This is a genomic window from Dyadobacter sp. CY343 (assembly GCF_021390335.1).
GTDB lineage: Bacteria > Bacteroidota > Bacteroidia > Cytophagales > Spirosomataceae > Dyadobacter.
The window spans coordinates 47,003-61,158 of sequence record NZ_JAJUXK010000005.1; the positions used below are offsets into that span (position 1 = coordinate 47,003).

Genomic DNA, 14,156 nt, shown 5'->3' on the forward strand with positions numbered 1-14,156 from the left:
TACCAGTAGCGCTGTAAGGATATCAATGCTGAACATTTTGAAGAATGGCCTTCAGATTTTTCATGTCGTCGCTTATCTTCTTATCCACGATTTTCGCATAATGCTGAGTTGTTTTTATATTACGATGTCCAAGCATCTTCGATACACTTTCAAGCGGTACGCCGTTGGTAAGTGTGATAGTGGTGGCAAAGGTGTGCCTCGCTAGGTGAAAAGTAATGGGCTTATTTACACCACAAACATCACCAATCTCCTTTAGATAGGAGTTCATTTTCTGATTTGAAAGTACAGGAAGCAACTTATCTTTGGTTATACATTGTGGATGTTGCTGATACTTATCAAGCACCATCATTGCCATCGGCAAAATAGGAATCCTCGAAGGCGTATCTGTTTTTTGCCTCTTGATCGATAGCCATTTTTCTCCATCCATTCCATCAATAATCTCCGACCTTTTAAGTTTAAACACATCCGCGTATGCCAAACCGGTATAGCAGCAAAACAGAAATATATCTCGAACCTGATTTAGTCTCTCGTTCTCAAAGTCCTTGTTGGATATATTTTGAATCTCTATTGAAGTCAAAGCGTCTCTATCAACTTCTTTAATGGTCATTTTGAAAGCTATGAAAGGATCTTTTACGAGCCACCCGTTTTTGATGCAGATAAAAACGATTTTTTTTAGGTTCGTAAGATATTTCATTGTCGTATTATGACCAATTTTCCTTACAGTTTTCATCCAGAACTCAAAACTTGAGATGAAGTCGTAGTCTAGTTTCAATATGTCGACATCAGACGTTTTGTATTTCCAGAGTATGAATGTCTTTGTGTGGTCGTAGGTGGTCTTGTACCGTGTTAACGTACCAAGCGCATAGTCGCTTCCTACAAGTTGTTCCAATTTTTTATTGTGATCTTGGAACACTTCCAAAATTCCCTTTGACTTGTCCGCTACTCCATTTATCCTGTTTCTGACTAACTTAGCTGTTAAAGATGAATTTGATTCGATGATTTGCCTTTGTATTTCATAAATTTTGAATTGAAGGGCATCTAGGTAGGCGTTCAATGTCCTCGTATCATCCTTTGTCCCGTTTTTTCGTCCAGTTTGAGAATTCCACTTTTCTGGTTCACACTCCCTCTTGGTTGATATTTCCATTCGCTCTCCTTCTACGGTAATGCGGATGTAAATTGGCAGTTTGCCGCTTTTGTAGTTGCTACGTTTTTTCAAATAAAAAAACATAGTCAGATTTCTTGATAACATAACATTCAATGTTTAGTGGAACAAAACTACTACCGATGCTTCCAAAAAATCAAGATGTTTATCTGATGAACAGGTTGTAATTCAGATTGTTTCAGCAGTTTAGGTGAGCACTTTTTTTGCTATTTCGAAGTGCTCACCCGATGCTCACCTAGATATTGCGAATATTTGCAGATTTTGACAAAATCTGAAAAACAAAAAAGCCTGTAAATGTATGATTTACAGGCTTTTGATGCTTTTTGTTATTCTTACTTGCAGAGAGGAAGAGATTCGAACTCTCGATGCAGTTACCCACATACTACCTTTCCAGGGTAGCTCCTTCAACCACTCGGACACCTCTCTGTGTGGTTATTGAGGGTGCAAAGATAGTAAAGCTGGTTTGTAATGCAAATGCGGGATCAAATCAAATGCTCATTTCTCCCCGTATTGGTTTCCCAAGCATTTCGGCGCATTTAAGATGGTCGCTTTCCTGGCCGAAAACATACATCATTTTTGTTATCGCGGCTTCGGCCGTGATGTCCGAGCCGCTTACTACGCCGGCTTGCTGCATATACCTGCTGGTTTCGTAGTGTCCCTGCGCCACGCGGCCACCGTCGCATTGGGATACGTTAAAAATCACGATTCCCCGCTGGATCGCGTCGCTGATCGCATCCAGAAACCAGATGTCGGTAGTGGCATTGCCCGCGCCGAAAGTTTCCAATACAATGCCGCGCAGGTTCGGGATATTCATCACAGCCCTTACCACTTCCGCGCTAATGCCGGGGAACATTTTTAGAAATGAAACTTGCGTGCTAAATGACTTATGAACAACCAGTTGACTGTCCCGATCAAAGGTTTTGATATAAGGCAAATTATATTCAATGCGAACTCCAGCCGTGGCCAGCGCTGGGTAATTTTCAGAGTGAAATGCATTGAAATCAGAGCTCTCTTTCTTCTTGGAACGGTTGCCGCGGAGTAAAACGGAATTGAAGTAAATGCATACTTCGCTGATGATCGGGTTACCTTCCTCATTTTTGACCGCCGCCAGTTCCAGCGCCGTGATCACATTTTCTCTCGCATCCGACCGCGCCACACCAATAGGCAACTGCGCGCCGGTGAGAATCACGGGTTTATTCAGGTTTTCCAACAAATAACTTAATGCAGAAGCAGTATAAGCCATCGTATCCGTTCCGTGGAGGATCACGAAGCTGTCAAACTGATCGTAATGCGAACCGATGATCTCTGCCAGCTCAACCCAAATAGCGGGGCTCATATTCGACGAATCGATGGGCTCAGCGAGTGAAAGGAAGGTAATAGCAAAGTCGAACCGGCCAATTTCAGGCACTCTTTCAATGATCTGCTCAAAATTAAAGGGAACGAGCTGCCTGCCTTTTGCCTCATAAACCATTCCCAAAGTTCCACCGGTATAAATCACCAGCACGGAACCCGAAGTCGGTTCAGGCGAAATGGGATTGATGTTAATTTTGGAATATTTCATGCCGGTTGGATTTGAAGCAACTTACGCGCCGACTCGGTAGTAACGTCGATCACTTCCTGTTTTGATAGTTGTTTCAAGTCAGCCACGCGCTGTGCAACGATTTCAATATAAGAAACTTCATTGCGTTTGCCACGGTAGGGGACGGGTGCGAGGTAGGGTGCGTCAGTTTCCAGTACAAGATGTTCCAGATCGACATAAGGAATAACCTTATCAAGCCCGCCGTTCTTAAAAGTTGCGACCCCGCCGATACCCAGTTTGAAACCCAGTTCGATCGCCTGATTCGCTTCTTCCAGCGTACCTGTGAAGCAATGAAAGATACCTTTCAACGCAGAATCTCCGAACTGCTCAATCAAATCGACGGTTTCCTGAAACGCATTCCGGCTGTGAATATCGATCCAAAGATTGTGTTTGCGCGCCAGTTTGCATTGATACAAAAATGCCTCCGCCTGCTGCTCTTTATAGGTGACGTCCCAAAACAGGTCCATGCCGATTTCTCCAACCGCAATAAAAGGATATTTGTCAAGCCACTCTTCCATAATTTGCAGCTCTTTCTCGAAACCGTCTTTCACATAAGTAGGGTGAAGGCCGATCATCGGCAGACATTTTTCCGGATAAGCAGCCGCCAGTTCCATCATCCCGGCAATCGTTCCCGAATCGCAATTCGGCATCCAAATTTGCTCCACACCTGCATTCCAGGCGCGGGTAAGCATTTCGATGCGGTCGTCCGCGTAATCGTCGCTATATATATGTGCGTGAGTTTCGATCATGGGGGAGGGAATGATTGAATGATTGAATGATTGAATGATTGAATGTGTTGCCGTAGAGCGGTTAATGAGTTAATTAGTGAATGACTGAATGAACAAAAAAGTCCCTTTAGGGATTTAGGGTAATAGCCAATCGTCAAAAGCTAAAAGTCAATCGCCGACAGCCGACAGCCGACAGCCGATAGCCGACCGCCCCCCCTCAATACTCCCTCCCTTTCCAAACCGTCCTGCTAGGCAAATAATAATTTATCAGCATAATCAAACCAATACTCACCATATAAAACCAGAAAAGGAGGGCGGCTTTCCAGAGGTCGGGTTGTTTTAATAGTACAACGGCCGTCAGGGAAACAGCAGTTACCAATACATAATATTGCACAACGCTGCTCACGGGATTAATAGGCAACCAGATCGACAGCAGAAACAAGATAGGCACGATGAGCGACGATACAAACAAGCTCAGCCGCGTGACCCAGTAAGATTCCATCACACCGTGCATCCATCTTTTTCGCTGCCTCAATAACTCTGGAAATGTATTTACAGGTTCGGAGATACTGATCACTTCGGGTTTGTAAGCCATTTGAAAATCAAAACCGCCGCGCACTATTCCCATAAAAAGGGCGTAATCTTCAACAATCGAAAATCCGATCTTTTCATAACCGCCAACCTTGAAATACGCTTCCCGCGTCACCGCCATATTATTTCCCATTCCCGTGATCGGGACCTTGAAATGCGAGAAAAAACGCATTGCCGTTAATGCGAACAGCCATTCCATCGAAAGCATATCTGCCAGTAAATGTCTGTTCTTCTTCATTCTTGTCACACCCACAACCACGCCGGTTTTTTGCTTAAAATGCGAAAGCATTTGCGAAGCCCAGCCTGGCTGCACTTCTATATCAGCGTCACAGTAAAAAAAATATTCACCCCGCGCTATGTGGGCAAGCTGCGCGAGTACATTGGCCTTTCCCTTCAATCCGGAAATACGGTTAGTGATTTTTACGTATTTAAATTCTTGTTTTTCAGCGCTGAATTGCTGTGTAATCCAAGCGGTATTGTCTTCCGAATCATCGTCGCCAATGATGATTTCGAGCTGTTCTTTGGGGAAGTCAAGTAAGTCGAGCGAACGAAGGCATCTTTCGATATTCTGCTCTTCATTGCGCGCCGCTACCAATATGCTTATTCGGACCGGATTGTCGGGGCTTGGCATGGATAGCATTATTGCATGGGTAAGGACTCAAAAGTATAACCCTTTTGAGAAAAATGTGCAAGGTATCTTGGAAGTGTGTATTGCATATTCTTTGAAGCTTTGAGGCTGTCGTGGAACAAAACAATCGAGCCATTTCGCGAATATTGGATGCTCTTTTTTAAACATTTTTCAGGCGAAAGCTCCGTTGAGAAATCTCCGCTCAGCACATCCCACATAACGATCTGCCTGTTTTCAAGCACTTTTTTTGATTGCGTTTTCTTGATCCTTCCGTAAGGCGGCCGGAAAAGTATAGTTTGCAGGTTCAGCTGCCCGTCGCATTTTTTAATGTTATCAAAATAAATATCATCTTCTGTTTTCCAGCCATTCATGTGGTTAAATGTGTGATTACCAACGGAATGTCCGGATTCTAAAACCCTTTGAAAAATATCGGGATATTTCCGCACATTATCTCCGATGCAAAAAAAAGTGGCTTTTGCATTGAATTCCTTCAAAGTTTCGAGCACAAATTCTGTAACGTCCGGGATTGGGCCGTCGTCGAAAGTGATGAAAAGTTTCTTTTCATTGGTAGGTACGCGCCAGGTAAAGCCAGGAAAAAATGCTCTGAGCCAAAAAGGAGAGTGGTGTATAAACATGAAATGCTATTCTGTTCCGACAGGAATTTTCAGTCAAATATAGGGGCTCAAAAAATAAGAAGCTGCCCGAAACGAGCAGCTTTCTCACCATAAATAATATAAATCAGGTCTGAAAAACGGCCTGGGATTATGCGTGGGCAAACATCGGGTTGAACATAGATACCGCCTTAGCTTCCAAAAACGATTGTCCCATCAGGAATTCATCCACCGATCTTGCTGCCTCACGCCCTTCGCTGATCGCCCAAACCACGAGCGATTGTCCGCGGCGGCAGTCACCTGCTGCGAACACTTTTTCGTTGCTGGTAGACTGATATCCATTGGTTTTGATATTTCCTCTTTCGTCAAATTCCAGTTCCAGGTCGTTCAGCAAACCTTCCTGCTGCGGGTGAAGAAAACCTGCTGCCAGGAATGCCAGTTCGCAAGGGATATTCCGCTCGCTGCCAGGAACCTCCGCCATTTGCATGCGGCCGGTTTCGGGATCTTTCTGCCAGTCGAGGTCAACGATCTTCAATGCTTTCAGGTTACCATTTTCGTCGCCTACAAATTCTTTGGTATTGATAGACCAGTGTCTGTCGCAGCCTTCTTCGTGTGAAGTGGAAGTCCGCAGCATCATCGGCCAGTTAGGCCAGGGCGTGCTCGAATCCCTGTCTTTCGGCGGGATCGGCATTAGTTCTATCTGGGTAACCGAAGCAGCTCCGTGACGGCCGGATGTTCCCACACAGTCGGAACCTGTATCGCCGCCACCGATCACAACTACATTTTTATCCTTTGCAATGATCTGTCCGTTAATATAAGCTGCGCCGCGGTGGTCAACTTCCGGATTGATACCAGCTACTCTTTTGTTTTGCTGGCTCAAAAATTCCATCGCGAAGTGAACACCCTTCAATTGCCGGCCCTGGATTTTTACGTCCCTCGGAACGGTCGATCCCATTGTCAATACAACCGCGTCGTATTCGTTGGTCAGCTCGTCGGCGGTAATATCCACACCCACATTTACATTGGTACGGAATTCCACACCTTCTGCTTCCATAACTGCCAAACGGCGGTCGATCACGGACTTAGCCAATTTGAAATCGGGGATACCATAGCGAACAAGCCCGCCGATCTTGTCAGCTCTTTCCAGCAATACCACACTGTGACCTGCCTGATTGAGCTGGTATGCAGCTGCTAATCCGGCTGGTCCCGAACCTACTACCGCCACTTTTTTACCCGTGCGGGTCTTAGGTGGTTTTGGTACAACAAGTCCCAGTTCAAACGCTTTTTCAATAATTGCCTTCTCAATATATTCGATCGCAACCGGCGGCTTATTAATCCCCAAAACGCAGGAAGCTTCGCAAGGTGCAGGGCAAATGCGGCCGGTAAACTCAGGGAAATTGTTGGTAGAAGCCAGAATTTCGTAAGCCAATGCCCAGTTTTCATCGTAAACCGCGTCGTTGAATTCCGGGATGATATTTCCAAGAGGGCAACCATTGTGGCAAAAAGGAATGCCGCAATCCATGCAGCGCGCTGCCTGCTGTTTGGAATGAGAGTCAGTAGGTGCCGTTTCAATCTCGCTGTAATCTTTCAAGCGCTCATCCACACTTCTCTTCTTAGGCAATTCCCGTTCAAACTCTAAAAATCCGGTTGGTTTTCCCATTATTAACTTCTTATTAAATCGTTATTCGAATAGATTAACTAACTGATAGAGAATGCATTGTTACTGGTGAACCACATCTACAACGATGTCTTTGTACACCACATTCTTGTCTGCTATCTGCTGTGCCAGCGTGATACCACGACCTTCCAAGGCCTTTTTGAAATCAGAAGGCATCACTTTCACAAAACGCTTCACAGACTGTTCCCAGTTCTGGATCAGCTGGAATGCGACGTTGCTGGTTGTGTATTGGAAATGTTTGTCAAGATATTCGCGCAAAATGCCCTGATCTTCTTCGTTCAGCGCTTCAAGCGAAACCATTTCCATATTCACTTTTTCGCGGAAGTCGCCTGTTTTATCCAAAACATAAGCTACCCCGCCCGACATACCTGCTGCAAAGTTGCGGCCGGTCGATCCTAGAATTATCGCCAATCCGCCGGTCATATATTCCAGTCCGTGGTCTCCTACACCTTCCACTACTACCTTCGCACCCGAGTTACGCACGCAGAAACGCTCGCCGGCAGTTCCACGAATGTACGCGTCGCCGGAGGTAGCTCCGTAGAATGCCACGTTACCAATGATGATATTTTCTTCCGGTTTAAATTTCGAGTCACGATCCGGGTACACGATCAGTTCCGCGCCGCAAAGTCCTTTTCCGAAGTAGTCATTTGCGTCACCTTCCAATTCCAGGCGCACACCGGCAGTATTGAATGCACCGAAACTTTGTCCCGCTGTTCCGCGGAATTTGAAGTGGATATTTCCTTTCGGAAGTCCCGCGCCGCCGTGTTTTTTAGAGATTTCATTAGAAAGCATGGTTCCGAGCGAGCGGTTCAGGTTGTTCACCGGAAACTCCCCGTAAATCTCTTCCTTACTTTCCAATGCAGGCTGCGCCGCTTTGATCAAATCAATATCGAGAATACTGTCAATACCGTGATCCTGCTCTTCCTGCTTGAACTGAGCTACCGACAAGTCTCCTTCCTTGTAAAGGATCGCGTCGAAATTCAGGTTTTTATATTTCCAATGCTTGATATCGTTGCGAATTTCAAGGTACTGCGCCTGTCCAACCATTTCATTAACAGTGCGGAAACCAAGCTGCGCCATAATTTCCCGCAATTCCTGCGCCATAAATGTGAACATATTCACCACGTGCTCCGGCTTACCCGAGAACAATGCACGCAGTTCTTTATTTTGAGTTGCCACACCTACCGGACAGGTATTGAGGTGACATTTACGCATCATAATACAACCAGCGGCAACCAGTGCAGCAGTAGCCACACCCCATTCTTCCGCACCCAGCATTGCAGCGATCGCCAAATCACGACCGGTACGCAATTGTCCGTCAGCCTGAACGGTAACCCTTCCGCGCAATTTATTTTTCACCAAAGTCTGGTGCGTTTCAGCGAGTCCAAGCTCCCAGGGCAAACCTGCGTGCCTGATCGAGCTCAATGGAGAAGCGCCTGTTCCGCCATCATAACCTGAGATCAGAATATGATCTGCGTGTGCTTTCGCGACTCCCGATGCAACAGTACCCACTCCCGCTTCCGATACCAATTTTACGCTGATACGCGCCTGGCGGTTGGCATTTTTAAGGTCGAATATCAGCTGCGCCAAATCTTCGATCGAGTAAATATCGTGGTGGGGCGGGGGAGAGATAAGTCCTACTCCCGGCGTCGAGTGACGCGTACGTCCGATCCAGTCGTCTACTTTAAACCCAGGTAATTGCCCGCCTTCGCCAGGTTTCGCACCTTGCGCGGTTTTGATCTGCAACTCGCCCGCATTGCTCAGATAGTGGCTGGTAACCCCGAAACGGCCGGAAGCAACCTGCTTGATCTGCGAGTTCATGCTGTCGCCATTTGGCAACCGGTTGTACCGCAGCTCATCTTCGCCACCTTCACCTGAATTGGACTTTCCACCAATGCGGTTCATCGCGATCGCAAGGGTAGTATGTGCTTCCCAAGAGATCGAACCGAATGACATAGCGCCGGTTGCGAAACGTTTGAATATGCTTTCTACGGGTTCCACCTGCTCGATCGGAATGGAAGTTCCTTTCTTGAAACGCAGCAAACCGCGTAGTGTTAATGCTTTATGTGACTGATCGTCAATCAGTTTCGAGTATTTTTTGAATTGTTCGTAGCTGTTGGTCCTTGTCGACTGTTGCAGCAAATGCACCGACTGTGGATTGAAAATGTGCGCTTCGCCGCGTTGTTTCCATTGATATACACCACCTACTTCCAGCCTTGGTTTCTGATCCGGCGTTTCGTGGTAAGCCACTTTATGACGAACCAGAATTTCACGCGCGATTTCAGAAATACCCATTCCGCTGATACGAGAAATAGTACCGGTGAAATATTTGTCAACTACATCCTTATTCAAACCGACGCATTCAAAAATCTGCGCGCCCTGGTACGATTGCAAGGTCGAGATACCCATTTTCGAGAATATCTTCAAAAGCTCCTTATTAACCGCCTTGATATAGTTGTAATGCAGTTTTTCGTCTGTAAACTCGCCATCGATCATGCTTTTCTTATTCATATAAGAAAGCGTTTCGAAAGCCATGTACGGACAAATACCCGCTGCACCGTAGCCGATCAATGTGGCCACGTGGTGCGTTTCCCAAACGTCTCCGGCTTCAACCAAAAGTCCAACCTTACCTCTTAAACCTTCGCGGATCAAATGGTGGTGAATAGTAGCAGTAGCAAGCAGCGAAGGAATAGGCGCGTGGTCGGAATCAATAGCGCGGTCGGAAAGGATTAATATCTCAAAACCATCTTCAATCGCGTCGGTTGCATAGCGACAAATGCGTTCCAGTGCTCTTTCAAGCGCTTTTCCACCTTCATCGGCGCGGAAATAGGTGTTGATCGTTTTCGCCTGAAAACCGTCTTTGTCCACAAAACGCAGCTTGTCAAATTCCTGCACCGAAAGGATCGGGTGAGGTAATGCGATCTGGCGGCAGTGTTTTGGGGTTTCGGTTAAAATATTTTCAGTGCTGCCGACAAACGAGATCAGCGACATGATCGCACGCTCGCGGATCGAGTCGATCGGCGGGTTGGTAACCTGCGCGAAAAGTTGTTTGAAGTAAGTCGATAAATGCTGGCTTTGCTCGGAAAGTACCGCCAAAGGAGAATCCGTTCCCATTGAGCCGATCGCTTCCAGTCCCGTTTGCGCCATCGGCGCCAGGATCATCCGCAGATCTTCCGAAGTATATCCGAATGCAACCTGACGTTTCAGCAATGCATTTTCGTCATAAGCACGGTAAGTACGGATCGGGTGATCGAGCTGATCTACGTGCAGTTTATTTTCGTCCAGCCATTTCTGATAAGGCTGCGCCTTGCATACAGAAGCTTTAATTTCTTCGTCAGGAATAATTCTTCCCTGCTCCATATCCACCACAAACATCCGTCCCGGTTGCAGGCGGCCTTTGGTTACCACGCGTGCCTGATCTACTTCCAAAACCCCGGCTTCCGAAGCCATAATGATGGTATCATCGTCCAAAACCCAATATCTCGACGGGCGAAGTCCATTTCTGTCGAGGGTAGCGCCTACCATTTTTCCATCCGTAAATGAAATAGAAGCAGGTCCGTCCCAAGGCTCCATGATCGCTGCGTGGTATTCGTAGAATGCGCGGCGGTCCGGGTCCATTTGTTCGTTTCCGTCCCAGGCTTCCGGGATCAGCATCATCATCACGTGCGGCAATGAGCGACCCGACAAATGCAGCATTTCGATCGCATTGTCCAGGTTAGCGGAGTCAGACTGGTTCCTGTCGCAGATCGGCAGGAGCATATCCATTTCTTCTTTTGTGAAAAGGTCAGACTGGAAAGATTTCTCTCCGGCGCGGATCCAGTTCACATTCCCTTTTACCGTATTGATCTCACCATTATGCGCAATGTACCGGAAAGGCTGCGCTAGTTCCCACGATGGGAAAGTATTGGTAGAAAAACGCGAATGGACAACTGCAAGCGCAGAAACCACCGATTCGTTTTCCAGATCAGGGAAATAATATTTCAGCTGGGCAGTAGTAAGCTGGCCTTTATATGAGATCGTGCGGCAGGAAAGCGACGAATAATAGAAGCTTTTCGCACCACCTTTTACTGTGTCTTTAATTAATCGGGTAGAAACCTGACGAAGGATAAAAAGCTTTCTTTCGAATGCAGTATCCTCCGTGATATCGTCCGGGCGCTTGATGAAAACCTGCTCCACACACGGTTCAACCGAAAGTGATCCTTCTCCCAATGTATTGTTCAGGGTAGGCACGCTGCGGTAACCCAGCAATTGCAGGCCAAGCTTTTTAATCTTGCGGTTTAAAATGTCGCGGCACTCTTCCCGGATCGTTTCGTTGCCCGGAAAGAAGATCATACCCACGCCATATTCGCCGGCAGCAGGAAGGTGGAAACCCAGTTTTATAGATTCTTCAACAAAGAATTCATGTGGTATTTGAATGAGGATTCCGGCACCGTCACCAGTATTAGGGTCAAAACCGGTAGCACCCCTATGTTCCATTCTCTCTAACATGTGAATAGCGTCGGCCACAATTTGGTGTGACTTTCGGCCTTTGATGTTAGCCCGGAAACCGATCCCACAGGCATCATGCTCAAATTCCGGACGGTACAGTCCCTGATTTTCTACCATTGATTCAGACATTTGCGACATTTATCGAAGATTGTAGGGTAATTACCAAATTCGTAATTAGAATTTGTTTAAATAACCAATTTAAAAAAAGTGCTAAACCGCTTTTGTAGTATGGATAGGGTAAAGCCACGCAAGATAATCATAAAAAATATTTGGCTTATTACGCGAATGGCAAAATTTTCTACTAGTCGGTGTTTTTTGATTATTTAGTTACAATTATTATAAAAATATTGCTAGAAACGTAAGGAGAGCGTCTAATTGTTAGGAAAATGGAAATCAAATTTCCACAATTCGCCATCTTGGAAGATTATAAATTTGATCTGGGTAAAAGACAAAACAGCCACCCCGATCTTGAAGTCGAAGTGGCTGTTCTGTATTAAGGCTTTGAAGATCAGGGTTCTTTCGATTCGCTCACACCTTCGTAATCTTCGTCATCGTAATCATCATCTCCTGCGCCGAATTCGTTTTCAAGTTTATGCATAAAAACTGCGTCGATCGCTTCTTCTTTAGTTGGTAAAATCGTCAGATCCGGAATTTTCAAACTTTCCAGCAAATCCATAAAATCGTCGTCGCGGGTGACGATCGCCAGCATACCCAGATCGTTTGCACAAAGCCAGTTCACCTTTTTCAGGGTTACAGTTCCCGGCGCGTCGACCGATTTGACGGACTGCATGTTCACGATCAGACTATGATAACCTTCTTTGAATAGACCCCTGGCGGTTTCCTCAAATGCAGCCGGAACTTCTCCGCCAAAAGCAGGCTCTTCCAGTTCGATATATACGTATTGTTCTTTCTTTTCCAGTTTAAAGTTCATTGTTGTGTTGTTTCGTCAAAACAATAGTTTGAATGAATTTTCTAAATCAGTTTGTTTGTAAAGTTCTGAGAATCGCTTCCTCAATCCGCTTCACAGGGTTATCCAGGTTATTTTTCTGAAATTTGTTCCCGGTCACTTTTTCGAATAGCTCGATATATCTGGCCGAGATCAGTTCAATGCGCTCGTCGGTCATCTCAGGAACACTTTGCCCTTCTTTACCCTGAAAACCATTCTGGATGAGCCACTCCCTTACAAATTCCTTGCTAAGCTGTTTCTGGGGCAATCCCGCCTCCTGATTTTCCGCATATACGTCCTGATAAAAATACCGGGAAGAGTCGGGTGTGTGGATTTCATCGATTAGGTAAATGGTCCCGTCGAGCTGTCCGAACTCATATTTGGTATCTACCAGGATCAATCCCTGATCCGCCGCCATTTCAGTTCCTTTTGCAAACAATGCCAGCGTGTAGCGTTCCAGGTGCTCATATTCGTCCTCGCTTACCAGTCCCTGCGCCAGTATTTCCTCCCTCGAAATATCCTCATCGTGTCCTTCGTGCGCCTTGGTAGTCGGCGTGATGATCGGCTGGGGTAGCTTATCATTTTCTTTCAGACCTTCCGGTAAAGAAACACCGCAAACCGACCTTTTTCCCGCAGAATATTCCCGCCACGCATGACCGGCCAGGTAGCCTCTCACGACCATTTCAACGGGGTAAGCCTGGCATTTCAAACCGATACTCACATTCGGGTCCGGCACTTCCAGCAGCCAGTTGGGGACAATACCGGAAGTCGCATTCAAGAAGTGCCCGGCGATCTGGTTCAAAACCTGCCCCTTGTAAGGAATCGCCCGGGGAAGAATTACGTCAAAGGCTGAAATGCGGTCGGTAGCGACCATTACAAGCTTTTTTTCGAAAGAGTAAACGTCCCTTACTTTTCCTTTGTAAAACCCTGTTTGTCCGGGAAACTGGAAGTTGGTTCCTGAAATGCTGTTCATTAGTTTATATTAAAAATTACCATTCGATTTCATCTGTCTTCTTCGCCTGCGTATTGTATTGCTTTCTGCGGAGCTGGTAAATATATTGGCTTTCGTTCGATTTCATGGCATCCAAAATCGCACGCGCCTGGTCCTCAGACATATTCATTTCTTTCAGACTTTTCAGCAATTCCTCCTTTTTCGCATCGTTCGTCAACTCGCGGCCTTCGGTATTGGGAAGCGGTTCGGCCGGTCTGTCTTGTTCCGCCTGCGTCTGCTGGGTGGATTTCTTTTTTTCGGTATGAATATCAGACGGGCTTTCCTCGCCCGAGAAGTTTTTCTTCAAAACAATATAATTCTGTCTCGCGAGCTGGTTGCCCGGTTCAAGGCGAAGTGCGGTACGGAGGTTCCCAAGTGCGCCTGCGGTATCTTTTCCTGCAACCAGTATCAATGCGATCTGGCTGTTAGCGACCGACGCGATCGCGCTATCGTCAATATTACTGAGCAGGCGGTAGTGTTTCATTGCCTGCTTGTAGTTTTTGGTCAGGAAAAGGGAATGTGCCAGGTTAAGGCGCGCGGCAGGAGCTGAAAACAGGGAACCGTAAGTAATTTGGTTGTACAGCTCAGCCGAACGCTTGTATTCTTTACTCTGGTAAGCTTGCTCAGCGTCAACTTTTCGCTGATTTGCTTTGGTAATTGAATCGAAAGTCCGGTTATCCCAAAGCCAGAGAAGGACATAAAGAATAAGTGCCGTCATATCGATTTTGATATTGGAAGCCCAAAAATAGGAATT

General features: G+C 46.3%; 10 protein-coding genes and 1 tRNA gene. All 11 read right to left on the minus strand.

The genetic code is table 11. From position 1 onward, the window contains the following. Positions 1-22 precede the first annotated feature (22 nt). Positions 23-1,249, minus strand: a complete 1,227-nt coding sequence (locus tag LZG94_RS17900; protein ID WP_233793178.1) for a site-specific integrase — start codon at positions 1,247-1,249, stop codon at positions 23-25. A gap of 252 nt (positions 1,250-1,501) precedes the next feature. Next, positions 1,502-1,588 (minus strand) — tRNA-Ser (locus LZG94_RS17905). A 61-nt stretch (positions 1,589-1,649) separates the two neighbouring features. Continuing rightward, a complete protein-coding gene (locus tag LZG94_RS17910) occupies positions 1,650-2,723 on the minus strand; it encodes an asparaginase (protein ID WP_233793179.1) in 1,074 nt (357 codons plus the stop codon). Next, entirely contained in the window at positions 2,720-3,490 is a 771-nt protein-coding gene (locus tag LZG94_RS17915; RefSeq protein ID WP_233793180.1) for a TatD family hydrolase, read from the minus strand. The genes LZG94_RS17910 and LZG94_RS17915 overlap by 4 nt, the downstream gene beginning before the upstream one ends. Before the next feature lie 196 nt (positions 3,491-3,686). Then, positions 3,687-4,700, minus strand: coding sequence for a glycosyltransferase (locus tag LZG94_RS17920; RefSeq protein ID WP_233793181.1), 1,014 nt, complete (start codon positions 4,698-4,700; stop codon positions 3,687-3,689). Then, on the minus strand, positions 4,700-5,323 hold the full coding sequence (locus LZG94_RS17925; protein WP_233793182.1) for a polysaccharide deacetylase family protein: 624 nt from the start codon (positions 5,321-5,323) through the stop codon (positions 4,700-4,702). The genes LZG94_RS17920 and LZG94_RS17925 overlap by 1 nt, the downstream gene beginning before the upstream one ends. A 127-nt stretch (positions 5,324-5,450) precedes the next feature. Beyond that, a complete protein-coding gene (locus tag LZG94_RS17930) occupies positions 5,451-6,959 on the minus strand; it encodes a glutamate synthase subunit beta (RefSeq protein ID WP_233793183.1) in 1,509 nt (502 codons plus the stop codon). 60 nt (positions 6,960-7,019) lie between these two features. Next, entirely contained in the window at positions 7,020-11,603 is a 4,584-nt protein-coding gene (gene gltB / locus LZG94_RS17935) for a glutamate synthase large subunit (protein WP_409013314.1), read from the minus strand. Between the two features lie 370 nt (positions 11,604-11,973). Beyond that, positions 11,974-12,396 (minus strand): STAS domain-containing protein, encoded by a 423-nt coding sequence (locus LZG94_RS17940; RefSeq protein ID WP_215231913.1) that lies wholly within the window; start codon positions 12,394-12,396, stop codon positions 11,974-11,976. 46 nt (positions 12,397-12,442) lie between these two features. Next, complete coding sequence (locus tag LZG94_RS17945) at positions 12,443-13,384, minus strand: phosphoribosylaminoimidazolesuccinocarboxamide synthase (RefSeq protein ID WP_233793185.1); 942 nt, start codon at positions 13,382-13,384, stop codon at positions 12,443-12,445. A gap of 16 nt (positions 13,385-13,400) precedes the next feature. Beyond that, a complete protein-coding gene (locus LZG94_RS17950) occupies positions 13,401-14,120 on the minus strand; it encodes a tol-pal system YbgF family protein (RefSeq protein WP_233793186.1) in 720 nt (239 codons plus the stop codon). Between the last annotated feature and the right edge of the window lie 36 nt (positions 14,121-14,156).